The following is a 25320-nucleotide window of genomic DNA, read 5'->3' as shown; positions in this document are numbered from 1 at the left end:
TGTTTTTCTTTATCCTACCAAAAATTCCTTGTTATCAATCAAATTTTTTTTGAATTATTTTTCTAAATGCCTTGACTTTTTTCTTGTTTTATGGTACGATTTACCCGATAGGAGGACATCATGGCCAGTAAAGATAAGAATCAAGATCACCCAGTTTTCAAGAACGTTGTTGCCAGCAAGAGAACCTATGCCTATGCTCTCTTGCAGGGGAAATCTGTATGGAATGCTGAAAAAGGCTATTCAACCCGTGTGGCACCAACTCAGATTGGATCTATCAAAAGCAAAGATGGTATTGGTGAGTGTGTTTTTAATATTAACTTTCTCTCTGAAAATCCTGAGTTTATTCCATGGAAAGTTATACGTGTGGGGCAGGGAAAGTTTGAGTACGAAAGACGCTCAGAAGCTGAAATCAAGGAAATAAAACAAAAACTTGCCGACTCTCAGGATATTTTGGATGATATTAAAGCAAATCCATCTAAACCTGGCATACGCACCAAGGCCTCTGTTGCTAGAAATTCTGGCTCTGCCACCCCCAAGACCTGCGGCACTGCTCGTAAGTTTGGCGATTATTATCTGCTCAAATCCTTTATGGATAAGATGCCATCATTTAATATCCTTAAAAAGATTATGCCTGATGACAAATACATCCTGCTGGTATACATGATAATGACCTGTCTGTCCAAGGGTATTAAATCTATATCTTATGAGATTGAGGCTTTTGTCAGAGAGCACGCTCTTGATTTAGATATAAACTCTTATAAAGATCATATACAGAGACTGTATAAATACATAGATGAAAACGGCGTTATAAATGAGTTTGCCAAATTTAAAACTCAGTATCATAAAAAGAAAAATGGCAATAAGCACATGCAGTTTCTGGCTCTTGATGGTACTAACGTAGACAATGCCGGCAACTGCCTGACTAAGGCACAGTACGGCAAATCTAAAAGCGGTACAGACAACAAGGTTATTAATTTTATAACACTGGTTGACCAGAGCACACATGAGCTGTTTTCCACTGTTACATATGCAGGCAATATTACAGATGTGCTGACTGTGGAGTCAGTATGCAGGCAGCTTGTGGACAGAGGCGCCGGCGACAATATATCTTTAGTCTGTGACAGGGGATTCTGGTCTATCAACAATATCTCGGCCATGCTTGAGCATAATATATCCTTTGTGTGCAACTGTAATATAGCCAAGAGCAAACTTATCAAAGAGCAGGTAGATGCAATATCACGCGATCTGCTAAGAGACAGGGGTCTGGTTTTTAGCAGTAGCGCAGATATTACAGACACTGCGCCTAAACTGCTTGCAGGAAAGACTATACAGCTCCCATGGTCTTATACACAGAAGATTCTAAGTAAAATGGCAAGAGAAAATAATGAGTCTTACAAGCCTGTAAGGCAAAAGGAGAAAACTCTGTATGTACACTTTATTTTCTCCCGCGAGATATATGAAGAGAGCATGAATAAATATAGGGTTTTAATCAAAGAGCTCAATGATGCCTATGATATAGCCAGCAACTGGCAGGAGGTTATTGCAGGTAAAGAGCCATCTGAGCTTACTGCCGCTCATACCAATCTTTTAAAAGACAAGCTCGTTGATTTATTTCAATATAGTGATGAGGTTGCAGACACTGACTCCTCTTTTGACAAAAAGGAGCAGCCTCAACAACACTATTACCCAAGATACTATGTCATATCAAGGCTATGCAGACAAATAGCCACCAGAGTTCTGGTTTCTGACTGTGTGGATAATGTTATTGAGGCAAATGAAATATATGCGCAGAGAAATAATGTAGAGGTGGGCTATAGTATCATTAAAGGCGAGCTTGGAGGCTCTACACTCAATGCCTCCACCGATAAGACAGTAAATGCCAAAGTATTCATACTGTCTCTTGCATCAGAGGTTCAAAGACAAATGATCGAAGCTAATAAAGTCTTTAATAAAGAGCAGATTAAAAACAATCTGCCTCCTGTAAAGCTTTGTCATAACTCATTTAGAGGCACACTGCGCTCTCTGGAGGCTATAGAGGCCACTATTGATAAAGAAAATGGATCTATAATATTCACTGGAGGAATATTAAAAAGGCAGTCTGAGTTAATACGCTCATTTGGCATTGAGCCATTAGATACGCTGACACGTGCAGCATATGCCAAAGAAGAGGGTTTTAGCTTTAAACGATAGTTAAAAAAAGAAGATCTGGTCGCGTCCGGCGACCGGCTTCTGGTCATGAAATTAAGATTGATTCTCGGTATGTTTAGTGTGCGATCTTAGGGATAAAAAATACAGATACAATAAAGGCCCTGACAACAATCTTACCAGACCAGAGGAAACTATATGACAGAGCCTTATGACATTATAATAAATTCCTACTATGCTGCCAATACAGCTTAATGAATTAATTTTTAACTCTACACACTGTTTTTAAAATCACATAATGTAGATACTTTCTTGATTTTTGAGGGATGGGAAGTATTTTGTTATATCTGTGTTATGGAGCGGGCGACGGGAATCGAACCCGCGCTAAGAGCTTGGGAAGCTCCAGTTCTACCATTAAACTACGCCCGCACAAGGCTTATAATGTTGTTGCATTATAAGCCTATTTTATAAAGATTAAAAGCTTAAACTTCAAGCTTTCTTTTTATATATAAAATACTCTCGGTAATGGTGTTGGCATCAGTTGCAGATCCGGCCGAGGCTATGATTTTAAGACCGGCATAGTCACCGTCAATCAGCTCGCCATAGGCTGTAAGAGGCAGCACCTGCCCTAGTATATTGACGCCTACAGATTTAAGCTCACGACACACTGCAAGAGTGTATTCAGCACCTGTGGTATAGAGTGATGCTATATCCTGACGCTTTTGTAAAACCTTAAGGGCAATCTGCCCATAGGCCGATGCAATTGAATCAATGGCCTCCACACGGCTTCTTTTAGTACGCTTTAGCATGTCATCAAAGTCATTTAACTGCTGTGATGAGGCGCCTAAATGCTCTGAGATGGCAAAGACCAGCTTATGTTTTTCATAGGCAGTCATAACCTCACCTACCACACGGTCAATCTCCTGTGCTCTTTTTTGCAGTGAGTCCAAAAGCTCCATATTGCGCACCGAGACTACATAGACACCGCGCTGCTCAAGCTTTAGCGTCTCTACCTGTGCAGAGATCAGAGGATTGGAGCCTCCTATAACACCAAAGAGCTTCCAGCGATCTACAAACTTCTCCTCATCGCGCATAACCTTGCGGGCCAGGGTGGCTGTAAATGGACCTGGATCTACAGCCAGGAATTTAATGCCTGATCGTAAAACAGCATCGGCAATTAAATTTATATCCTCCTGACTGGTGCAGTCCATAACAATGGCACGTGCCCCTCTGTCAGCAAGTTCACGTATCTTATCTGAAAGAGCATGCATGCCCTTTTGAAAATCCTTTAAATGCAGGGCCTCGGCATGATAGCGAAACTTTTCAGTAAAAAGATCGGCAACACGTCCTGATTGATCTGACAGTGTATCTTCCATACCCACAAGGGATTTTTGCAATGGACGGCCGCCAACTAAAATATAGCCGCCTACATTGATACGTTTTAATGTTGGAAAGCCTGGCACTACAATAGCCACGCGATCATTATCTCCTAAAGCATCGAGCAGGGCCTGTGTTTCAATACAGGTATTGCCGCGCATTGATGGGTCAATTCTTTTGGCATAGATTTTGACATTTTCACTCTTTAACAGACGACCTGCGTAAAAGACGAGCTGATAGCTCTGCTCTGCTGTAAGATTGCGTGAGTTTGTAGAGTAGACAAGACAGTCATACAAATTACACCTTTCATCCTTTATTGCCTTGGAGGCCATAAGGGAGCAGACTGAACATCTGTTTTTTTCAAGCATGGATCCTACAGCGCAGCCGCCTGTTATTTCATCGGCTATAACAACACATTGAGCCATATTTTTATCCTAAAGTGGCAATTCTTGCTCTTAGCATTAATATATTGGAAGGTACGACAGAAATTTCATCTATACCAATTCTGATAAGTTCATGGGTAAAGTGTTCATCAGAGGCCAGCTCGCCGCAGATGCCAACCCAGATCCCCGCCTTGTGGGCATTGATGACAGTATTTTCAATAAGGCGCATGACCGCATGATGATATGGATTTAAAAAGCGCCCTAAAGATGCATTCTGTCTGTCAACTGCCAGGGTAAACTGTGTCAGATCATTGGTGCCTATGGAGAAAAAGTCCACAAGCGGGGCAATTTCATCAGAGATAATGGCAGCAGCCGGGGTCTCAACCATAATGCCCTTTTCAATATTTTTATCAAAAGCAATGCCTTTGCTTATAAGCTCTGCCTCTACCTCATGGCAGATTTTAAGACAGCTTTTGACCTCTTCTACTGAATTTATCATAGGGAACATGATGGCAAGATGGCCATGCACTGAGGCACGGTACAGGGCACGCAGCTGTGTTTTAAAGATTTCAGGCTGAGTTAAACATATTCTTACAGCTCTCATGCCCATGGCAGGATTTTCCTCCTTTTTGAGCATGAAATAATCAGCTGTCTTGTCAGCACCAATATCAAGTGTTCTTATAATAACGCGTTTGCCATCCATCAAGGATAAGGCCTGACGATAAATATCATACTGATAATCCTCGGTTGGATAATCATCTGATGATAAATAGATATACTCAGATCTGAACAGGCCTATGCCTTCAGCATCCGAGGCTTTGACCAGATCAAGATCTGACAGGGAGGCTGCATTGGCATAAAGATGGATCTTGCGGCCTGATCTTGTATAGGTTTCACGGCCGCGGTACTGCTCAAGCTTTTCTCTTAGCGCATCTTCAATACGCTTTTTTTCAGAGTACAGAGCAATGGTGTTCTTATCTGGCTCTAGTATGACAATACCCTGAGCACCATCGACTATGACAAATTTACCCTCGAGATCTTCATTGAGCTCATCGCCAATGGTAATAACAGCAGGCAGTCCCATGGTACGGGCAAAAATCACAGTATGTGATCGTGTAGAGCCATGAGAGGTGATGATGCCTGAGACTGCATCCTGATCAAGCTGCACTGTCTCTGACGGGGCCAGATCGTCTGTGGCTAGAATGACAGGCTGTCCATCAATCTTATGGATCTTGGGGCGCTTGAGCGCTCCTTTTTCATACAGAAGTATGTCATTTAAACGGCGTGAGACATCTATGACATCACTCGCGCGTCCTTGCATATACTCATTGTCCATGGCGCGGAACATGGCTGCAAATTTATTGGCTATAAAATCAACAGCATATTCGGCATTGACCCTTTGTGTAACTATGGTGTCATTGATCTGTGAGACATAGTCAGGATCATCTAGCATAAGCTGATGGATCTGAAAGACAAAGGCATTCTGCTCGCCAAGCTTTTCAAGTGAGGTTTCATAAAGAGAGCCAAGCTGCGCTATGGCTGTCTGTCTGGCTTTTTCAAAACGCTCGCACTCTTGAGTGGTATCTTCAACAGTGTGGCGTACTGATGGTTCGCACTCTCTGTGTAAAAAGGTGATACGGCCAAAGGCTATACCGCGCGAGGCCGGAGTGCCGTTGAGGGTCTTGTTGACAGGAACTGAGTATGAACTATCCACAATTTTGTCCTATAGCAGTTTCTTTTTAATATAAACCATTTTTATCTTTTAAAAACAGTTTTTTAGATCTTTTTTAGACACAGCTGTGTGCCTATGATCCCTTTTTCTTATCTGTTCTTAAAATGACAAAGCTTACCAGGCCTAAAATAAGCACATTGATACCAAGACATAAAAATGTCATCTCAAGACCAATTCTTTGTGCAATAAAACCAATAAGAGCAGGGCCTGAGAGTATGCCTATATAGCCTAGCGCATTGACATAGGTAATAGAGACATGCATAGGCATTTCCTTTCTTTTGGCAATATAGGATATAAGCTGTGGCACAATATTTGAGGCACCTACACCAATTAAAAAGAAACCTGTCATAACACCTATAACAGATGGCATGATAACAGTGGTGGCAAATCCTGCAAAGACACAGAGGGATCCTGAGACAATAGTAAAGCGGCGGCCAAGAGAGCTTACAATTTTATCGCCGCTTAATCTAAACAGGGTCATGGCAATGGCAAAGGATGCATAGCCATAGCCTGCGTTTTCTAGTGCCACATTGCGCATCTGATGCAGATACACTGATGACCAGTCAAGTATGGCACCTTCGGTTAAAAACATAATAAAGCACAGTATGCCTATAATAAGGACCATATGATGTATATAAAAGCCTCTGTGAGTCTTCCCATCGCGGCTCTCATCATTCTTTGCAAGTTTATTATCCTCAAGACCTAAAAGGTGAGGACACAGGGTCAAGAGCATAATGGCAAGGGCAAAGGCAGCAAAGATACCGCCATACATACTGTCTTTGGTAAAGCCAAGCACGGCAGTTACGGCACTGGCTCCTAAAAAGCCACCTACAGAGTACATACCATGCAGGCCTGACATTATAGGTTTGTCTAAAATCTTTTCTAAAAGAGCAGCATTGATATTTGAGACCACGTCGGCTGCCACACTAGCCCCGCCAAAGATAATAAGCAGCAGAGCCATGACATAGATATTGTTGATAAGAGGAATGGCACCAAGACAGAGTGATAAAATGGCTATGGTGGCATAGAGCACCTTTTTACAGCCAAGGCGTGTTGTAAGGTATGAGCAAAGGGGCATAAAGGCAAGACCACCTCCAGCCACGCACAAAAGCATAAGGCCTAAACCCTGTTCATCAAGGTCAAATCTCTTTTGTACATAGGGAATCATAGGGGCCCAGGCGGCAATGGCAAAGCCTGCACATAAAAAGGTGCCTCGTCCTGAGAGCATGATTTTATAAAGATTATAAGATTGCATAGTATTTATCCTCATAAGCACAGGGCTATTTTATAACAAAGAGCAGTGAGCTAAAACATATGTTGCCATCCTTTAAAAAATAATGTTAAAAGCTGTTTTTGCCACTAAGATGCTGTAGAAAAAGGTCTTTTTGCAAGGTATGAGAGCTTTTACAATTGTCTTTGATGTAAAAAAGATGTGTGTGGGGAGCCATGACGTGGCTTATGCGCAATAAGTTCTAAAAAGCATATAAATAAGTGTTAAAATAGCGTAATTATTTTTAGTCAAAAGTAGAGATATATTCATGGTTAAGACCCGTTTTGCTCCATCTCCTACCGGTTATCTGCATGTGGGCGGTGCGAGAACTGCTTTATTTTCATGGTTATACGCAAGACATTGCGGCGGTCAGTTTGTATTACGTATTGAGGACACTGACAGAGAAAGATCAACACAGCCTGCTATCGATGCCATTTTAGAGTCCATGCAGTGGCTCGATCTGTCATGGGACGAGGGTCCTTACTATCAGACTAAAAGATTTGACAGATACAAAGAGGTTATTGATGAGCTTATAGCCAAAGGTCATGCCTATAAGTGCTACTGCTCAAAAGAGCGTCTTGAGGCTATGCGTGAAGAGCAGATGAAAGAGGGCAAAAAGCCACGCTATGACGGTCACTGCCGCCATGATGAGACGCAGCATAGTGCTGATGAGCCATATGTAGTGCGCTTTAGAAATCCAGATACAGGCACTGTAGCCTTTGATGATATGGTAAAGGGTCATATTGAATTTCAAAACAGCGAGCTTGATGACTTTATCATTCAAAGATCAGATGGCACCCCAACCTATAACTTCTGTGTGGTAGTAGACGATTTTGATATGGGTATTACCCACGTTATCCGCGGTGATGATCATGTCAACAATACCCCAAGACAGATTAATCTGTACAAGGCTATGGGCGCAGCTGTTCCTGTCTTTGGTCATCTTGCCATGATTTTAGGTGACGATGGCACCAAACTCTCCAAGCGTCACGGCGCTGTATCTGTAATGCAGTATCGTGAAGATGGCTATCTGCCTGAGGCTCTTTTAAATTATCTGGTACGTCTTGGCTGGTCCCATGGCGATCAGGAGCTATTTAGCCGTGAGCAGATGATTGAATTATTCACCCCAGAGGCCATTACCAAGAGTGCCTCAAGCTTTAATACCAAAAAGCTCAACTGGATCAATGCCCAGTATATAAAGACACTGCCTGTAGAACAGGTGGCAGCAGAGCTTTTATGGCATATGGAGCGCGAGGGTTTAAACAAGGACAATGGTCCTGATCCTGTGCTTGTAGTCAAGGCCTATGCCGAGAGATGTCAGACTCTAAAGGAGATGGCACAAAAGGCCCGCTGCTATTATGAGGACTTTAGTGAGTATGATGCTGCCGGCGTTAAAAAATGGATTAAAGAGGGCAGTATTGAAGTGCTTGAGAGATCACTTGTAGCCCTTGAGGGTCTTGAGAGCTGGGATGCGGCCTCTATTGATAAGGTACTTGAGGAACTTGCCGCCAGCATGGAAATTGGCATGGGCAAGGTAGGTCAGCCGCTGCGTCTTGCCATGACCGGAACTCCAACCTCACCTGGCATTGGTGATACCATGCTGCTTGTAGGCCGTGAGCGTACCTATGCACGTATTAAACAGGCCATTGAGCATTTTTCAAAATAGGTCAGTGCCTTTAAATTAAAGATGTAAAAAGGGGAGCTGTATGCTCCCCTTTTAAACTTTTGTCTATCAGAATTAATCCTGAATGAGACCATATGGCCAGGTATTGATACCGCCAAAGTTCAGAACATGCTTATAGCCTGATTTGACAAGATCCTTGCCGACAATGCCGGCACGACGTCCTGATCTGCAGTAGATTAAAATAGGGGTTGATTCATCAGGAGCATACTGTTTTAACATATCAGCAGTGATAACCTCAGAGTCAAGATTGATGGCACCTTCAATATGGCCATTTTCATACTCCTCCTTGGTTCTGCAGTCAATAAGAACACCTACACCCTCTTCAATAAGAGCATGGGCAATAAGCTGCTTTGGCTCGCTGTAGCCTACTGGCATCTCATAATCTTTTAACAGCTCCTTAGGAGAGAGCTCGGCAAAAGATGGAAACATAAAAGTCAGTCCTAAACCTATTAATAAAACCTTAAGAAAGTGCATATATTACTCCATAAACAATTAATAAGCAGATTGTACGCTCAATTTTATCGTTTGATGGTTACATGATAACAATTTATTGTCTGTAGCAAAAAAAAATATAAAATAATTGATATACAGCTCAAAATTGTGCATGAATATGACATTTTTAACACGATGGAACTGTATTTTTGAAATAAAGGCAGGGATTTTTGGAAAAAGGCTAAAAGATTAGGAGCAGGGGGCAGATTTGCCCCCTTGGGTATTTAGAGTGAACCTTTGATTTTATTTACAATATTGGTGGTAGAGCAGCCGTCTACAAAAGGCAGAATAATAACCTGTCCGCCATTTTGCAGTACCTGTTTATGTCCTGCAATCTGCTCTACAGTATAATCGCCGCCTTTGACCAGAATATCTGGCAGCACTGCGGCAATAAGACTCTCAGGTGTCTCTTCATCAAAATAGGTAATAAGTGAGGTGCACTCAAGAGCATCGAGCATAATCATGCGATCCTCAAGGGCATTGATAGGACGGCTTGGTCCCTTTAGCATCTGCACTGAGCTGTCGGTATTGACAGCTACAATGAGTATATCACCAAGTGCTCTGGCTCTTTTTAGATAATCTAGATGCCCTTTGTGCAGTATATCAAAACAGCCATTGGTCATAACTATTTTAAGGCCCTGGGCTTTAAGTTTGGCAACACGAGATAAAAGCTCTTCTTTGCCAAGTATGCTCTTGCTGCTGTTTTGCTTTAGACCCAGCTCATGTTTTATCTCATCAACACTTACAGTTGAGGTACCAAGTTTGCCCACTACAATGCCGGCTGCTGTATTGGCAATGGCACAGGCCTCAGACAGGCTTGAGCCTGAGGCAAGACAGGCGCCAATGGTGCCAATAACTGTGTCGCCTGCACCTGTTACATCATAGACCTCACGGGCATTGGTAGGCAGATGCTCTGCCTTGCGGCCTGGCACAATAAGTGACATGCCATCTTCAGATCTTGTCACTAACAGGGCCTTTAGATTGTATCTTGAGATAAGATCAAGGGCCTTTTTCTCAAGATCTTCATTATCTTTGACCTTGCCCACCACAGCCTCAAACTCTGACATATTTGGAGTCAGCAGTGTAGCATTGGCATATTTTGAAAAATCTGTGCCCTTTGGATCAATAAGCACAGGAATATTGGCATAATTGGCAATATCAATCATGCTTTTTATGGAGGAGAGGGCGCCTTTGCCATAATCTGAGCAGATTACAACTTTACACTCTTTTATGGCACGTCTGTAGCCCTGCAGCATAGTACCCTGATCTGTAGTTTCATAGGCATCTTCAAAATCAACACGCAAAAGCTGCTGATTGCGGCTTAAAACTCTAAGTTTGGTAATGGTATGCAAAGAGCTGTCAGAGACAAAATGGCATGTGACCTTAGCTTGTTCCACAATATCTGAGAGTTTGGTGGCAACTTCATCTACACCTACAATGCCACATAGATTACATGGGGCACCTAGTGTGGCAATATTGATGGCAACGTTGGCAGCGCCGCCTGCTCTGTCCTCGACATCACTGACTCTGACTACAGGTACAGGAGCCTCGGGGGATATTCTTGAGCATGGACCTTTCCAGTATCTGTCAAGCATTACATCACCGACAACTAAGACGCGTCCTGAAAAATCAGGTAGGTTTAAATTCTGCATGCAAACTCCATATCAGTCTTAAATGTGATTAGATTATAGCTTATTTAGCTTCGTCTTTAAAAATGAAAATGACAAGGCACACAGGACACAGACACTAAAGATAGTAGCTAGAACAGGTTTTAAAAGATGAAAAAAAGCCGGATAGAAATTTTTATCCGGCCTGTGAGCACCATGCTCAGGAAAGAGAGAGTAACTTAAAAGTTGGTATTAACCGCCAAGCAGTGACAGAGCAATCTGTGGTCTCTGATTGGCCTGGGTTAAAATGGTCTGTGAGGCCTGCTGCAGGATCTGATTGGCAGTTAAGGCTGCAGTTTCCTCAGCAAAATCTGTATCACGGATACGTGAACGGGCATCAGATTCATTTTCCTGAATGTTGGCCTGATTTCTGATAGTGGATTCCATACGGTTCTGTACAGCACCAAGCTCGGCACGCTTTGAGTCAATAACCTGAATCATTGAGTCAATATTGGCAATAGTCAGCTGGGCCTGTGACTGATTGGTTACAGAAAAACGAACTACACCGTTTGACTGAATAAAGCCTGTTGTTGCGTTACCAAAGTTAACACCATTTGGTAAAATGCCAGCCTGACAGGCAATAGTTGAGAGCATGAAACCTCTTGACATATTGGTTACAGCAATAGTGTCATTGGCATTGGCACCAACCTGGAAGGTTACCATACCGTCTGATCCAATCATGGTAGCTGCTGTATTACTTGTGCCACCACCTTGTGCTGTATAGTAGCCGTTCAGGACAGTTTTGCCGGCAAAGGTTGTCTTGCAGGCTACACGGGTAATTTCTGTACCAAGCTGGGTAAGCTCCTGCTGAATAGAGATACGATCAGTTGGTGAATAGGTACCGTTGGCTGCCTGAATGGCCAGTGTTCTGACGCGCTGGAGCATGGCAGTCATTTCGTCCATGGCGCCTTCAATAGTCTGGGCAAAGGCAATGCCGTCATTACAGTTTCTGTTGCCCTGACCTAAGCCGTTAATCTGTGCTGTTAATCTATCTGAGATCTGAAGGCCTGCGGCATCATCTTTTGCCGAATTGATTCTAAGACCAGATGCTAATCTCTGATATGAAACATTAAGTGCATTGGTTGAATTGGCAAGCTTGCGTTGTCCATTAATGGATGAAACGTTGGTATTTACATAAAGAGCCATTTTTTTTCTCCTGAGTCGGGGCTATGCATTTTTTGCCGTTTTAGCCTCTGTTTTCATATATATGCTCATATAAGAAAAAAACATGCCAACTTTAAATATTTTCTATAAGTGTGTTTTAACTATTGTATGCAGGGCAGGGTCTTACAAGTTCACTGAAAGTGATGCACTGTTGCAGGCATAAGAGTAAAACTGTGTTTTATTTGTTTTAAATATGCAATTTATAATAAAATTGTACAGCATCAGATTTGAAGATATAAAAGATAAATGAAAGACGATATTACAAGCAGCTACAATGTAGCCATGATTCCCCTTAAGTATTCACTTTTGGTGGCCTTTTTTGCACTTAGCTTTGGTTTTTCAATAGCCAATCAGTTCTTTACCACTGATATTAATTCTATTCTTTTTGGTACTTCACAGCCTATACTTTTGATTTCTTTTGGCACCACCATGACAGGAGCTGCTATTGGTATTTTTCTTGGTGCCTGGCTTACCTATGAATCAGGGCGCAAGGTTATTATTCTAAGCTCGGCTCTGTTTGGCATGTTTGCCTTTGTGGCAGCCTCGGTGGCCTCAAATCTCTCGCTCTTTCTTTCTGCCTATTTTGTTATAGGCATAACCTTTGGTCTGTATTTTCTCTCATCTTACATCTATATAGCAGAAATTACTCTATCCACTCATCGCGGTATGGCCTGTTCCTTTATTGTCAGCATGTTTGTCACAGGCTTTATGCTCTCCAAATGTCTCTCATCGATGCAGGGCATAGCTAATATGGCTCCGTTTTTAATCGCCTATATTATTGTCAATTTAATTATCTTTATTATAGCTTTTATAAAACTGCCAGAAAGTCCGCGCTGGCTGTCGCTTGTAGGCCTTAGCGATTCAGCCTTAAACGTACTTTTCAAGTTAAGACAGAATATGGGTATGGCAGCTCATGAGCTGGCTGCCATCAATGAAAGCTCACGCCGTGAGTTTCACGGGGCCCATCTTTTCTTTCAGAATCAGCATTTTAGAAAGGTTTTATGGCTTTATGGCATAACGGCACTGTTTTTACATATGGCAGGCATTTCCTTTGTGCCAAGCATACTGCTCTTTACCATGACTGACAGTCTGTACTTAAGCGAGGATTTAAGCCTTAAGATGAAGGATGTCATGCTCTATGCCATCTTTCTAGTATTTCTGGCAGCCTCGCTTACTGTGACCTTCTCAATTGACAAGTTTGGCAGACGCAAGCTTATACTCTTTGGTATCAGTGCTGACAGCATACTGCTGTTTTTATTGTGGCTTGTTCTTGCAAGCGGGCCTGATGGCAGCTCCTTGTCTATCATAGTTTTAAGTCTGGTATTTATTTTTACATCAAGTCTTGCTGCCTTTTCATTTTTATCCTCATTTGTAGATATTACGCCCAATAATGCCAGGGACTTTGCAGGAGCTACCGTACTTTTTATCTACGTGAGCTCTATTTTATTAAATACAAGGGGCATATATCTTTACTCTGATTATATAAATGTACCTCTTATAGTTTTTGTACTTTTATGCTGTTCTGTAATTTTAGCCATAGTGCTTAAAAGATATTATCCTGATACCTCAAATTTAAGTCTTGAGGAGATTGAGCATAGAATTTTCCAGGGTACAGAGCTTATTCAGATAGGCAATGAGGTCAAAAAAATTATTAAATAAATCTACTGTGTTTTATATAAAGACAACGTAAAAGTACTGACTTAGTTATCCATCGGCTTAACATAAGTTATCTTGCCTATATAAAAGTTATGATGATGCTAACAGCAATTTTTTTAAAGCTGTATTAATTTATATGGCAGATGGGATTTGTGCACTAGTTTTAGAATATACAATATAAAGGCAGATAAGATTTAAAAGAGAAATGTAGGCCTGTCACAGACTAAAAGCCTTTACATACAGCAATGTTGTGGGTTTTTACTATTACAAGAGGCTTTTTGTTTTTATTTATCTTCTTTTGTGTGATTTATATACACAGCGTGTGCATAAGATCCAGGATAAGGATGCAGTGAGCAGGCATGTAACAGTGCGGATTTTTGTAGGTACAGAGTATTTTTATAAGGCTTTTGTCTTATAAGAATAGATCTTAAACGGTGCACTTTTAAAATTTGGCTCTTTGTGTCTTGCATATAATCATAACAGGTGCACAATAGTAGCACTTATACTAAAGGAGTTGTATATGGCATCAGTTACAGGCCCCATTGTGCTTATAGGTCCAATGGGCTGCGGTAAAAGTACAGTAGGCAGAGCTTTGAGTGACAGTCTTGGCTATGATTTTATCGATCTTGATTCTCTTATTGAAAAATCTCTGTCCATGTCTATAAATGATATGTTTAAAATTTATGGAGAGAGTTATTTTCGCTGTAAGGAAAGAGAGTTTTTGTCAGACTGTCTTAAATGCAGCAAAGCTGTAATTGCCACAGGCGGCGGGGCCATTATGGATGCTAAAAACCGTGAGGCCATGGTCAAAGACAGTATCTGTATCTATCTTTATGCCTCGGTTGAGACACAGTATGCACGCACTGCACATGATAACAACAGGCCAATGATTGCAGTTGATGACAGAAAGGGCAGACTCTCAGAGCTCTTTGCCATACGTGATCCGCTTTACAGCTCAATAAGCTCTTTTAAGATTGAAACAGACAATCTTGATGTAAATGAGATTACACGATTGATTTTAGATAAATTACAAGGATAGTAAATGCAGATTTTAAATGTGGCTCTCAAGGATAAGGCCTATAACATCTATATAGGACAGGATCTTGATTTTAAAAAGCTTTGTGGCGACTATATAAAAAAGGGCTCTGATGTTTTGCTTGTAAGCAATGAAACCATAGCTCCTTTGTATGCCTCTGTTATAAAAGAGGCTCTTGGCAGCCTTGAGTGTCATGTCTGTGAGTGCATTTTACAGGATGGAGAGAGATATAAAACTGTAGATTCATATATGCAGATCATGTCAAAGGCCCTAGAGCATGGCCTGTCACGTGACTGCACCTTTATAGCCTTAGGCGGCGGTGTGGTAGGTGACATGACAGGTTTTGCTGCTGCCACCTATCAAAGAGGAGTCAATTATATACAGATTCCAACTACACTTTTATCCATGGTTGACAGCTCTGTTGGCGGCAAGACTGCCATCAATCATCCCCTTGGCAAGAATATGATAGGTGCCTTTTATCAGCCAAAGGCTGTCTTTATTGATGCACTCTTTTTAAAGACACTGCCGCAAAAAGAGATGATTGCCGGCATGGCTGAGGTTATAAAATACGGCATTATCTATGACAAGGCCTTTTTTGAGTTTTTAGAGCAGACTCTAAAGGATGGTCTGGTGCTTGATATTGAAGATACCATCTATATTATTGAGCGCTGCTGTTCTATAAAGGCCGAGGTCGTTGCCTTTGATGAAAAGGAAAAAGGGCTTAGAGCCATTTTAAATTTAGGTCATACCTTTGGTCATGCCATAGAGGCGCATATGGGTTTTGGAACCTGGCTGCACGGTGAGGCTGTAGGTCTTGGTATGATCATAGCCGCCTTTGTGGCAAAGGAGCAGTCTTTAATTGGCTTTAGAGAGTTTGAGCGCATATATACTTTAATTAAAAGCGCCGCATTGCCATGTACCATACCAGATGGCATGGAGCCTTGTGATTTTATAAAGCACATGCATCATGACAAAAAGGTGGCCTCAGGGCGCATACGCTATGTGCTGCCATCTGCTATAGGCAAGGCTGAGATTTTTGATACAATTGATGACGTAAAGTGTGAGAATTTACTGAGTAAATTTAAATCTAGGTAGCATTTATAGATCTATTTGAATTACAATCTGCTAGAAATCAAATGGATATTTAATTATGAACAGCGACGATTATTTAGACATAGAAAGTCAAAGTACTTTTTGTAAGAAAATTACAGATGAGCTTATCTCTTCTGAATCCTTTATTCTGATATCCGGCAGCAGAGGCTCAGGACGCAGTGCTGTTCTTGAAAAGATAGTATCTGGCACCAGTGTTGAGCGTGTGGTTTTTATTCCATGCTCCAAAGAGATGTCACTTATCAATCTGCGTGAAATTGTTCTGACACAGCTCTTTGGCTTTAGCGAGGAGAAGTTTGACTATACTTTAAATTTAGCTGACACCATTATCAAAAGAGGTGTACCTACCAAGGAAAAGATTATCTTTGTGGTAGATGATATTGATCTTGTAATAAGTGCCTTTTTTGATGAGCTGGTGGCCTTGAGCGATGACTTTTTAGGTCAGAGACGCTTTTCTTTTGTAGCCACCTGTCAGGAGAATTTTGCCTCAGCCCGTCTTAGAAATGCCCATTCGGCCAAGACTGAGCTTAAAGAGGAGAAGATACCTCTGTTAAGTGCCACCGAGGCTTTGAGTTTTTGCAGACATCTGTTTTATTTAAACGGACTTATAAAAGTATTTAAACGCATTGAAGGCAAAGTGCCGCCACTGCTTGCACCATGCAACGGTAATTTGTCGGCTCTTATAGATATAACGGAGAAGCTTATGAAAGAACCGCAGAAGACACCTGATGCCACCAATACACGTGGCAAGGCCAGACCGGTTGCACCTAAAAAAGAGAAAAAATCAGGTGCTACAGGCATCTTTATTACATTTTTATGTATAGCCATTGTGCTTGCCTGTCTGGTTCCTATCTTTATGGGTTCAGATTTCTTTTCTAAAAATAGCACACAGGATGAAAGCTCAGCTGCCATGTCACCAAATTCGCAGGCTCTTGAGAGTACCTCATCAAAGCCTGTGCTTGATGATGGTGTACTGCAGCCTGATGTGCCATATGGTGTTGAGGCTAAGACCCCTGAGATGACAACAGAGCATCAGCTTGTAGTTGACGGCAAGGATCTTGAGAGAATTGAAGGGGCAGAGTCTACAAACTCTGGCTATCCCAGGAGAGGACTGGCAGGATCTGCAGTAGAAAAAGATGATAGCACCCAGGTCATAGACTTTGAGGGCACCAACTTTGTGCCTATTGAGCGTGCTGACAATGTGCTGCGCAAAAATGAGATTGAGAAGGTGGCACCTCCTATGCCAACCATTAGTACACCTCAGACAGTACCGGCTCCTGTAGAGCAGGCAAAGACAGAGATTGCAAAGACAGAGCAGGTTAAAGCAGAACAGGCTAAAACAGAGCCTCAGGAAAAGCCTGCTGATAATGCAATCAAGGCTGACAATGAGGTCAAACCATCACTTATTGTGCCTCTTGAAAAGACACAGCAGGCTGCATCTGCCCCTGCAGCACCTGAGAAGAAGGAAGCTGTAAAGACTGATCCAGTAAAGACTCAGAACAAGGGCAATAACAAGGTAGCTGAGAATACAGCCAAGAAGACTCAGCGCGGTGTTAAACAAGAGCCTGTCAAGAAGGATGAGTTTAGAAATCTGACTGCACAGCGTCATAATCTTGCAGCCATGAATGCAGCCAGCAGAGCTCCTGTCACTATGGCTGTGCCAGGTGCTAAAGATGAGCTTAAGGGCATGCCTGATAACAATTATACAGTACAGGTTATTGCAGGTACCAACCGTCAGAGAGTTGCCGATGTTTCAGCCTTCCTGTCTGACAGATACTGGATATATGAAAAGGATGTCAATGGCAAGCGTTATTATGTGCTTATCGTTGGACAGTATTCTGATCTTGGTGCAGCCACTGCAGCTATTGCCCGTCTGCCTCAGACAGTCAAGAAGTCAGGACCTTTTGTTAAGAGATTTAGAACAGTAAAACAAGAGATGAAGTAAATGGAAAAGAGATTTCGCTTTGCAGGCTCAATATTATCTGCTGATCTGTTAAACCTTGAAAGAGAGGTGGCATCAGCTGTAGAGCAGGGTATTGATCTTATACACTTTGATGTAATGGACTATCATTTTGTACCAAATATGACCTTTGGTCCTGGATTTTTAAAGGCCATGCGTCAGAAATTTCCTGATGTAATCTTTGATGTGCATCTTATGGTAAGTCCGCTTACAGAGCAGATTGTGACAGATTATGCCAAGGCAGGTGCTTCATGGATTTCCATTCACCCAGAGAGCACACCGCATGTGGAGCGCTTTTTAACCTTAATCAAGGAAAGTGGAGCCAAGGCAGGTCTGGTGCTCAATCCTTCAACCACTCCAAATATGCTGCGCTATCTGTGGGACAAGATTGATTTTGTGCTCATTATGACAGTAAATCCAGGCTTTGGCGGTCAGAAGTTAATTCCTGCCACCTTAAAGAAAATTGCCGATGTCAAGAGACTGGCAACAGAGGCCAATGTGAAACCTGTTATTGAGGTTGACGGTGGCATTTCACCTGAAACTGTAGCAGTTGCTGCCTCCTACGGTGCCTCAGTATTTGTGGTGGGCAATGCTTTCTTTGGTCAAAAGGACAGAGCTTTAGCTCTTTTAAATCTGCACAAGGCTTTAGAGTAATGAAAAAGGATATTTTACTTTTTGACCTTGACGGTACTCTTGCCCATACACTACCGCAGCTTGCCATAGCAGCCTCAAAGGTTGCTCAAAAGATGGGCTATTTTGTGCCGTCAGTTGAAGAGATAGCCACCTATGTTGGCAATGGCGCAAATATGCTTCTTGCCCGCACGTTAAGGCACAGCATTGATGCCAAAATTGAGGATATTGATGAGTCTGTACTCAAAGAGGCCCGTGAGCATTTTAACAGCTTTTATCTGCAGGGCCTTGGCAGTGACTACAGTATCTATCCTCATGTCAAAGAGGGGCTTGTGCACTTTAAAGAGCTGGGTATTAAAATGGCTGTTATTACCAACAAGCCACAGCTTTTTGCTGTTCCTCTTTTAGAGCATATGCAGGTCTATGAGCTCTTTGATTATGTGCTAGGCGGTGAGGTTCTCGATAAGAAAAAGCCTGATCCATATCCTCTTATCTATGTGCTTGAAAAACTTGGCGGCAGCGTTGATGCTGCGCTTATGGTTGGGGATAGTGTCAATGATATAAAGGCAGGACAGAACTGCAACATGGACACTGTGGGTTTTTCCTATGGTTATAATATGGGCCGTGATATAAGAGAGTGCAATCCAACCTATGCCTTTGACTCTTTTTCACAGTTAATTGAGCTTATTGACTCAATGTATACAAAATAAGGTAAAAAATGTCCGAAAAATCAATTATTTTCAGTGGTATTCAGCCATCAGGTGAGCTGTCTATTGGTAATTACATAGGTTCACTTAAAAACTGGGTGCCAGTGCAGGAGACCTCTGACTGTATCTATTGTGTTGTAGATCAGCACGCCATTACAGTAAGACAGGATCCTAAAATGCTAAAAGAGCGCACTCTTGACACTCTGGCCATCTTTTTAGCCTGCGGTATTGATCCTGATAAATCAACTCTCTTTGTACAGTCTCATGTTTCATGTCATGCAGAGCTTGCCTGGGCATTAAACTGCTATACACAGATGGGTGAGTTAAGCCGCATGACACAGTTTAAGGACAAGTCAAAGCGCTATAACAACAATATATCAGCAGGTCTTTACAATTATCCTGTACTTATGGCCGCCGATATTCTTTTATATCAGGCTGCATTAGTACCTGTAGGTGATGATCAAAAGCAGCATATTGAGCTGACACGTGATATTGCAGAGCGCTTTAACAGCATTTATGGTAAAACTTTTGTGCTGCCTGAGGCATTAATTCCAAAGTCAGGCGCCAGAGTCATGTCTTTGCAGGAGCCTACCAAAAAGATGTCAAAATCTGATGACAATCCAAAGAATGTCATCAAAATTTTAGAAGAGCCTAAGTCTATTGTTAAAAAGATTAAGAGCGCTGTAACTGACAGTGATGATCCGCCTGTTGTAGCCTATGACTGGGAGCACAAGCCTGGTGTATCCAATCTGCTTGATCTTATGTCAGTTGCCACAGCACAGCCTGTAGAGGATCTTGTAAAACACTTTGAGGGCTGCATGTACGGCACTTTCAAGGCTGAGGTTGCAGATGCCGTAGTAGCTATGCTTGAGCCTGTGCAGGCTGAATATGCAAAAATCAGAAAGGATGAGGCCTACATGCATCAGATTTTAAAGAACGGTGCGCAAAAGGCTCATGCAAGAGCCATCAAGACCTTGCATGATGTCTACGATAAAATAGGTTTTGTCGTACCAAGATAGGAGTTAAAAAAGGGAGGCACAAGCCTCCTTTTTTAAGCCTGGCATTTTAATTTAGTCACTTTGTGTAAGTTGATTTAAAATCCCACTGTGAAGGGCATACAGGGCATATTTGAGTGCTTTGTGAGAATTTTGTCCCAAAAATTTGCGTGTCTGCTAGCAAAATTGATAAAAACTTTAATAAATATTAATAAAGTTATGAATATCAGCAATTTGTTGTTTTAATATTTACATAAGACAACAAAAGGGGATTAAATCATGCAAAGCACTAAAGCAGCAGCAGATTTTGCAATGATTATTGCAGTGGATACGACAGCTGAGCCGTACTGCATATGTATCTATGAAAGAAATTTAAACAAGGCTACCACCTCCTATCTAAAGGCTGCAGAGCTTGATGACATATTATATAAAAACAGCTCAGCTCTGTTATTACTGTGCTCAAAATATGCCTCATCTTATCTTGGCAGGATGCATAAGGAAAATATTGTCAATGAGATAAGAAAGTACAGTATGGATGAGATAAATGCCTTTAAAACAGGCAGCAGCCGTGAACATCTTGCTGCCGCCATACTGCAGGCAGGACTGTCGCCTAAGTGCAGCTACAGCTAGAAGGCATGATATCCCATGCCTTTAAATAACTAGCGCTCAAACTCAAGAGGCATGGAGCAGTAATTGCCTGTCAGCACCCCATTTTCAACACTGTGAGCACCATTGACAAAAGTATGTATGACAGAGGTTGTAAATCTGTGTCCTTCAAATGGTGACCACTGACATTTTGAAGCAATATCCTCAGTTGTAACCTTATGGCCCTTTAACAGATTGACAAGGACAATATCAGCATAATTGCCCTCAACCAGGGCGCCTCTGCCTTTAATGCCATAGCGTTTTGCCACATTGTAGGCGCTAAGTCTTGCAATCTGCTCCAATCTTATCTCTCGGCGTGACCACAGATCAAAGAGGGCAGGGAGCATGAACTGCACTGATGGCAGACCTGACGGGCATTTGGTGTAGACATTTAATTTACTCTCTTTTTCATGTGGTGCATGATCAGTGCCCACAGTAGTAATAATGCCACGCTTGATGCCATCTAAAAGACTTAATCTGTCAGACTCATCCTTGACAGATGGATTGCACTTTAAAAAGCCCTTAAGACGATCATAATCTGATGATGAGAACATTAAATGCGGTATGCACACTTCACATGAGATCTGCCTTGTCTGAATATCATCTTTTGCAAAGTGGGAGAGCAGGGAAATCTCATCTTTGGTGCTGACATGCATAATATGCAGCTTTGCATTGTTATCAAGGGCCAGCTGTATGGCAAGACGGGCTGACTGTACACAGCAGTGACGGTTGCGGATAAAATTGTGCATGGTAAAAGGAATATCATCGCCATAGCGCTCTTTATACTCCTTTTCCTTTGTATAAATAAGATTGCTGTCCTCACAGTGTGTAGTAATCATAAGCGGTGAGGCTTTAAATATTCGGTTAAGCTTCTCAACATTGTCAACTAAAAGATTGCCTGTGGTGGCACCCATATAGACTTTGACCGATGGCACCTTGGTAACATCAACACGCTCAATCTCATCAATATTGTCAAGACCGGCACCCAGATGGAAGGTGTAGTTGGCAGCAGAATCTTTCTGTGCTATGGCTCTTTTTTGCTCAAGGGCCTCAAGGCAGGTGCACGGTGGCATGGTATTTGGCATATCCATATAGGATGTTACACCGCCAAGCAGGGCAGCACGTGACTCTGTAAACATTGTTGCCTTGTGCTCCATGCCAGGCTGTCTGAAATGCACATGCGCATCAATAGCACCAGGCAGAGCTAGAAGATCTTTACAGTTAATTTCCCTGGCGCCACTGTCCTGAATGTTTTCATCTATTTTTGCAATAAATTTATCCTCAATTAGAATATCCTTTTTAAGGATGCGCTCAGGCATGACTACAGTTGCATCTTTTAAAAGCAGTTTTTGCATAATAGATCCTCATCAAAATCATCTGTAAAAATCCTGTAGCGTAATTTAAAAGCAATGGCGCTTTAAAGTTTTCAATTCACTGCAGGCTGTCACAGCATAGCTGTATTTAAAATATTATACATTTTATCAAAAGCTCTAAGGTTTAAACCTATATATGATTTGACCTGTTTTATAAAAGAGCTTAAATATAATAGAATAGAGTGTATAAATAATACTTTTATATTTATTTTATTAAAATCAAAGCTTTATAGCTTTGATGTGGCACTTTTGCCATATGGCTGTGCCTTTTTATATATTCTAATTTGATTTGATATAAAAATGTGTAAATGTGAAAAAGATGTGACACCTCTTTTTACTGCAAAGGATGTCACTGTTCATGAAAAAAAGCGTATTTTTAAACAGCGCTTTGCCATTGATCAGTATATTGTCTCCTATAAAAAATTTAGTGGCGGGGAGACTGGCAGACTTGTGCGTGAGATCTTTGAGCGCGATGCCAATGCCGTGGCCATACTGCCATACGATCCTGTAACGGATGAGGTGGTATTGATTGAGCAGTTTCGCCCAGGTGCTCTAAACGATCCTGTCTCTCCATGGCTACTTGAGATTGTAGCTGGCATGATTGATAAAGGTGAAACTCCTATACAGGCTGCACTGCGTGAGCTTGAGGAGGAGTCTGGAATTAAAATGACAGAGGCTCATCTGCATTATGTCAATGCAGTATATCCAAGCCCAGGCGGCACCTCTGAGGTGGTAACCCTCTATATAGGCTGTGTCAACAGCGATAACATTGGCAGTCATGGCGGACTTGACTGTGAGGATGAGGATATAAGAGTCTTTAAATTAAAGGCAGAAGATGCATTTTTGCTCTGCGACAGCGGACGTATCTGCAACTGTGCAGCCCTTGTGTCTCTTATGTACCTGCGCATTCACAAAGATAGGATTCAAAAGGCTTTTTTAAAGCTAAGAAATTAAAAAAATGCCGGCACTTGCCGGCATTTGACTAGATTGTAGTATTTTTATAATCGGCACTGTTTGTGGCCGTCATTGTTGTATTATCCTTATCCTGCGCATCTATAATCATATCTACAGCCTTTTCAGGCTCGCTGCTGTTCTGGGCAAGTGACATATCGCGTATATCGTGCATATAGCGTGACATGTGCATCTCTCCATCTTCTCTTGTGGTAAAGAGGCTGTGTCTGCCTGTACAGAAATCACATGAGTCATGAGTGCTCTGCAAAAGCTGATGATATTTGGCATAATCATGGGCATTTGGTACAGAGTCTCCTGGATTCTGCGGTATCTGTGGCGGAGTTATAACAGGAGGCTTCTGTGCAGGAGGATTAACTACAGGAGGTTTTACAACAGGAGGCACCACAACAGGTGGAGGAGTTACTGTGCCGCCAGTTTTATTTACTGTAAGAGTTCCTTCAATAACGTTAAAGGTATAGTTGTTATGTCCATTTTCCTTTAAGGTTATTTTATAGGTTCCATCGGCGCCATTGTAATTTACAACCTCAAATTTAACATTAAGATCACCAAAGCCCTCGGAGTTGACAAAGTTCAGGGCACCTTCATTGCCAATTGTAAAGTTTGGCAGTTTATCTCCCTGATTTATAGTCTGTGAGTTGATAGTAATGTCACCAAGATGCACCTTGTTGATAGTAAGGTGACCCTGACCTACAGAGCTGTGATTACCTTTGGCATCAACAAAATATAAAAGATCAGGTCTGTTGGCTATAAAATCAATATTGTAGATATTGGCATTGACATGCTTGCCATCATTATTAAGTGAGGCAAAGTTTGCAAGATTAAACCACTGATACTTATCCTTTAAAAAAGAACTGTACTGATGGCTCTTGCCATTGTAGTCAACACTAAAATCCTCTGTAAAAAACGGCATTAAAAAGCCTTTGTTATAGGCAATATTATTGTTTGTAACAAAGTCCTTTGCAAAGCTGTCTTTAAAGTTCTTGGAGGCTTTATCAATGGCAGTTTTATAATCTGTAGCCACGTCTAAAGCTGCCGTATTGACAGCAATGGCATTAAGCTTTTTATCAGAGATTGCCACGTTAAGCCCCTGAAGGGTGGCTGCAGTTTTGGCATTGCCAATAAAGGCTCCTGCCTTTAGATCATTGGTGGCAATGGCATCAAGCTTTGTAAATTTTGTCTCAATATTTTTAAGCACTGATGGGGTGATACCTGATAGTGTACCTGCAAGAGCACCTGTATGTATGGAGCCAGTATTATTGTTGAGGTTTAAGTTAAAATCCTTAATTACAATATTCTCAAGATAGGCTCTGTCTAGTGTGCCAGACAAGGCGCCAATTGACATATCTGCTGTGGTATTGGAGATATTTATCTCAGCTCTGTCAAACATCAGATTGGAGACACGACCACCGTCAATTGATGAAAACAGTCCTGCATTAGCTACATTCTTGCCATCAAGTGACATTGAGTATGAGATGTGATTGAAGGCGCCGTCAAGACTTCCGGTAAAGGCCTTGTCAGATCCTATGCTCTCTTTGATATTACCAAGATCAACGTCATTGGTAAGCCAGTAGCTGCCAGAGAGATTATTGCCTATATTTAAAAACTCCTGCTTGGTAGATATTGCAGTCTGACCTCTGTGATCTACAAAGTCAGTAGCCTTAAGGCCATAGTTTTTTTCAATATCAAAGGCCTTGCTTCCACCTATATCAATACGGCCTGTTGAGCTTTTTAGCTCAACAACAGTACGGCTCATACCTAAAGGATCATGCTTTAAAGGATCTCCATTCTCATTTTTAAGATTTGCAGTGTCTTTAATAATGATTTGGCCGGCATCAACTATCAGGTTATTAGTTTCGACACTACCAAGCAGGGTGACTTTGCCCATGCCCTTAGAGGTAACGCTTAAATTTCCAGTATTGGCAAAATTATCAATACTCTCATCGGAAATATGAGCAGTTGATAACATGAGTTTATTAACTTGTAGTGAAGCTCCAGATCCAACAGATATACCATTTGGATTGACGATGATAACTCTAGAAGCTCCCAAGAGAGTGCCGTCAATAACAGATGGACCGCCACCCTTTACAAGATTTAAATAGTTACGATTGTCGTATTGTACTCGGTGATTAGCAGCGATATTGTAGCTATCCCACTTGATAATATTATTAGCCTGGGTGCTGATGATCTCCATTTCTTTTCCATGGGTATTGATTATGCCTTGATGACCGATAAACTGACCACCAGTTGGCAGATTGGCAGCACTGCACTCAAGGCATACTGCAAATAAAGGAAGCAGGGTGTACTTAATATTATTCATGTAAT

The 25320-nt window shown here is 41.8% G+C and carries 19 protein-coding genes and 1 tRNA gene; 11 read left to right on the top strand and 9 right to left on the bottom strand.

Annotated elements, in window-relative coordinates; all coding sequences use genetic code 11:
- Positions 1–120 precede the first annotated feature (120 nt).
- Positions 121–2190 carry an IS1634 family transposase gene (locus DRZ93_RS09645; RefSeq protein ID WP_113746464.1) on the top strand — a complete coding sequence of 690 codons (2070 nt, stop codon included), beginning with the start codon at positions 121–123 and terminating at the stop codon, positions 2188–2190.
- A 310-nt stretch (positions 2191–2500) separates the two neighbouring features.
- On the opposite strand, the gene DRZ93_RS09640 is transcribed toward DRZ93_RS09645, so the two are convergent.
- The 4 genes from DRZ93_RS09640 to DRZ93_RS09625 form a co-directional block, all read right to left on the bottom strand.
- Positions 2501–2574 (bottom strand) — tRNA-Gly (locus tag DRZ93_RS09640).
- Between the two features lie 53 nt (positions 2575–2627).
- On the bottom strand, positions 2628–3947 hold the full coding sequence (locus DRZ93_RS09635; RefSeq protein WP_113743835.1) for a four-carbon acid sugar kinase family protein: 1320 nt from the start codon (positions 3945–3947) through the stop codon (positions 2628–2630).
- Between the two features lie 4 nt (positions 3948–3951).
- On the bottom strand, positions 3952–5619 hold the full coding sequence (ptsP, locus tag DRZ93_RS09630) for a phosphoenolpyruvate--protein phosphotransferase (RefSeq protein WP_113746463.1): 1668 nt from the start codon (positions 5617–5619) through the stop codon (positions 3952–3954).
- 91 nt (positions 5620–5710) lie between these two features.
- Positions 5711–6892, bottom strand: a complete 1182-nt coding sequence (locus DRZ93_RS09625) for an MFS transporter (RefSeq protein ID WP_172458174.1) — start codon at positions 6890–6892, stop codon at positions 5711–5713.
- A gap of 283 nt (positions 6893–7175) precedes the next feature.
- Between DRZ93_RS09625 and gltX the strand changes: the two genes are divergently transcribed.
- Positions 7176–8573: a glutamate--tRNA ligase gene (gene gltX / locus DRZ93_RS09620; protein WP_113746462.1), complete on the top strand. Its 1398-nt coding sequence runs from the start codon at positions 7176–7178 to the stop codon at positions 8571–8573.
- A 72-nt stretch (positions 8574–8645) separates the two neighbouring features.
- On the opposite strand, the gene DRZ93_RS09615 is transcribed toward gltX, so the two are convergent.
- The 3 genes from DRZ93_RS09615 to DRZ93_RS09605 form a co-directional block, all read right to left on the bottom strand.
- A complete protein-coding gene (locus tag DRZ93_RS09615) occupies positions 8646–9065 on the bottom strand; it encodes a rhodanese-like domain-containing protein (protein ID WP_113743839.1) in 420 nt (139 codons plus the stop codon).
- A gap of 242 nt (positions 9066–9307) precedes the next feature.
- Positions 9308–10735: a bifunctional D-glycero-beta-D-manno-heptose-7-phosphate kinase/D-glycero-beta-D-manno-heptose 1-phosphate adenylyltransferase HldE gene (gene hldE, locus DRZ93_RS09610; RefSeq protein ID WP_113743840.1), complete on the bottom strand. Its 1428-nt coding sequence runs from the start codon at positions 10733–10735 to the stop codon at positions 9308–9310.
- 207 nt (positions 10736–10942) lie between these two features.
- Complete coding sequence (locus tag DRZ93_RS09605) at positions 10943–11896, bottom strand: flagellin N-terminal helical domain-containing protein (protein ID WP_113746461.1); 954 nt, start codon at positions 11894–11896, stop codon at positions 10943–10945.
- 264 nt (positions 11897–12160) lie between these two features.
- Between DRZ93_RS09605 and DRZ93_RS09600 the strand changes: the two genes are divergently transcribed.
- The 8 genes from DRZ93_RS09600 (at position 12161) to DRZ93_RS09565 (ending at position 20638) form a co-directional block, all read left to right on the top strand.
- The gene (locus DRZ93_RS09600) at positions 12161–13573 is read left to right on the top strand and encodes an MFS transporter (protein ID WP_113743843.1); all 1413 of its coding nucleotides are present in this window, start codon (positions 12161–12163) and stop codon (positions 13571–13573) included.
- 517 nt (positions 13574–14090) lie between these two features.
- The gene (locus DRZ93_RS13610; protein ID WP_113743846.1) at positions 14091–14609 is read left to right on the top strand and encodes a shikimate kinase; all 519 of its coding nucleotides are present in this window, start codon (positions 14091–14093) and stop codon (positions 14607–14609) included.
- Between the two features lie 3 nt (positions 14610–14612).
- Positions 14613–15701 carry a 3-dehydroquinate synthase gene (aroB, locus tag DRZ93_RS09590; protein WP_113746460.1) on the top strand — a complete coding sequence of 363 codons (1089 nt, stop codon included), beginning with the start codon at positions 14613–14615 and terminating at the stop codon, positions 15699–15701.
- 55 nt (positions 15702–15756) lie between these two features.
- The gene (locus DRZ93_RS09585; protein ID WP_113746459.1) at positions 15757–17661 is read left to right on the top strand and encodes an SPOR domain-containing protein; all 1905 of its coding nucleotides are present in this window, start codon (positions 15757–15759) and stop codon (positions 17659–17661) included.
- A complete protein-coding gene (rpe, locus tag DRZ93_RS09580; RefSeq protein ID WP_113743849.1) occupies positions 17662–18330 on the top strand; it encodes a ribulose-phosphate 3-epimerase in 669 nt (222 codons plus the stop codon).
- Complete coding sequence (locus DRZ93_RS09575; RefSeq protein ID WP_113746458.1) at positions 18330–19016, top strand: phosphoglycolate phosphatase; 687 nt, start codon at positions 18330–18332, stop codon at positions 19014–19016. The genes rpe and DRZ93_RS09575 overlap by 1 nt, the downstream gene beginning before the upstream one ends.
- Positions 19017–19024: 8 nt before the next feature.
- A complete protein-coding gene (gene trpS / locus DRZ93_RS09570) occupies positions 19025–20032 on the top strand; it encodes a tryptophan--tRNA ligase (RefSeq protein WP_113746457.1) in 1008 nt (335 codons plus the stop codon).
- A 255-nt stretch (positions 20033–20287) separates the two neighbouring features.
- Positions 20288–20638 carry a hypothetical protein gene (locus tag DRZ93_RS09565; protein WP_113746456.1) on the top strand — a complete coding sequence of 117 codons (351 nt, stop codon included), beginning with the start codon at positions 20288–20290 and terminating at the stop codon, positions 20636–20638.
- A 29-nt stretch (positions 20639–20667) separates the two neighbouring features.
- Here DRZ93_RS09565 and DRZ93_RS09560 read toward each other — a convergent pair whose 3' ends face one another.
- Positions 20668–22008, bottom strand: a complete 1341-nt coding sequence (locus DRZ93_RS09560; RefSeq protein WP_113746455.1) for an amidohydrolase family protein — start codon at positions 22006–22008, stop codon at positions 20668–20670.
- Between the two features lie 318 nt (positions 22009–22326).
- Here DRZ93_RS09560 and DRZ93_RS09555 point away from each other — a divergent pair, with 318 nt between their 5' ends.
- Positions 22327–22980 (top strand): NUDIX domain-containing protein, encoded by a 654-nt coding sequence (locus tag DRZ93_RS09555; RefSeq protein WP_113746454.1) that lies wholly within the window; start codon positions 22327–22329, stop codon positions 22978–22980.
- 28 nt (positions 22981–23008) lie between these two features.
- Here DRZ93_RS09555 and DRZ93_RS09550 read toward each other — a convergent pair whose 3' ends face one another.
- Complete coding sequence (locus DRZ93_RS09550; protein ID WP_113746453.1) at positions 23009–25315, bottom strand: two-partner secretion domain-containing protein; 2307 nt, start codon at positions 25313–25315, stop codon at positions 23009–23011.
- Positions 25316–25320 lie beyond the last annotated feature (5 nt).

It is taken from the genome of Anaerobiospirillum thomasii (assembly GCF_900445255.1).
Lineage (GTDB): Bacteria > Pseudomonadota > Gammaproteobacteria > Enterobacterales > Succinivibrionaceae > Anaerobiospirillum_A > Anaerobiospirillum_A thomasii.
This window is presented reverse-complemented; position numbering and strand designations above follow the sequence as displayed.

Bases quoted from the DNA above. Each gene is read 5' to 3' on its own strand.
- DRZ93_RS09645 (WP_113746464.1), top strand. From the start codon at position 121: ATGGCCAGTAAAGATAAGAATCAAGATCACCCAGTTTTCAAGAACGTT.
- DRZ93_RS09635 (WP_113743835.1), bottom strand. From the start codon at position 3,947: ATGGCTCAATGTGTTGTTATAGCCGATGAAATAACAGGCGGCTGCGCT.
- DRZ93_RS09625 (WP_172458174.1), bottom strand. From the start codon at position 6,892: ATGCAATCTTATAATCTTTATAAAATCATGCTCTCAGGACGAGGCACC.
- gltX (WP_113746462.1), top strand. From the start codon at position 7,176: ATGGTTAAGACCCGTTTTGCTCCATCTCCTACCGGTTATCTGCATGTG.
- DRZ93_RS09615 (WP_113743839.1), bottom strand. From the start codon at position 9,065: ATGCACTTTCTTAAGGTTTTATTAATAGGTTTAGGACTGACTTTTATG.
- hldE (WP_113743840.1), bottom strand. From the start codon at position 10,735: ATGCAGAATTTAAACCTACCTGATTTTTCAGGACGCGTCTTAGTTGTC.
- DRZ93_RS09605 (WP_113746461.1), bottom strand. From the start codon at position 11,896: ATGGCTCTTTATGTAAATACCAACGTTTCATCCATTAATGGACAACGC.
- DRZ93_RS09600 (WP_113743843.1), top strand. From the start codon at position 12,161: ATGAAAGACGATATTACAAGCAGCTACAATGTAGCCATGATTCCCCTT.
- DRZ93_RS13610 (WP_113743846.1), top strand. From the start codon at position 14,091: ATGGCATCAGTTACAGGCCCCATTGTGCTTATAGGTCCAATGGGCTGC.
- aroB (WP_113746460.1), top strand. From the start codon at position 14,613: ATGCAGATTTTAAATGTGGCTCTCAAGGATAAGGCCTATAACATCTAT.
- DRZ93_RS09585 (WP_113746459.1), top strand. From the start codon at position 15,757: ATGAACAGCGACGATTATTTAGACATAGAAAGTCAAAGTACTTTTTGT.
- rpe (WP_113743849.1), top strand. From the start codon at position 17,662: ATGGAAAAGAGATTTCGCTTTGCAGGCTCAATATTATCTGCTGATCTG.
- DRZ93_RS09575 (WP_113746458.1), top strand. From the start codon at position 18,330: ATGAAAAAGGATATTTTACTTTTTGACCTTGACGGTACTCTTGCCCAT.
- trpS (WP_113746457.1), top strand. From the start codon at position 19,025: ATGTCCGAAAAATCAATTATTTTCAGTGGTATTCAGCCATCAGGTGAG.
- DRZ93_RS09565 (WP_113746456.1), top strand. From the start codon at position 20,288: ATGCAAAGCACTAAAGCAGCAGCAGATTTTGCAATGATTATTGCAGTG.
- DRZ93_RS09560 (WP_113746455.1), bottom strand. From the start codon at position 22,008: ATGCAAAAACTGCTTTTAAAAGATGCAACTGTAGTCATGCCTGAGCGC.
- DRZ93_RS09555 (WP_113746454.1), top strand. From the start codon at position 22,327: ATGTGTAAATGTGAAAAAGATGTGACACCTCTTTTTACTGCAAAGGAT.
- DRZ93_RS09550 (WP_113746453.1), bottom strand. From the start codon at position 25,315: ATGAATAATATTAAGTACACCCTGCTTCCTTTATTTGCAGTATGCCTT.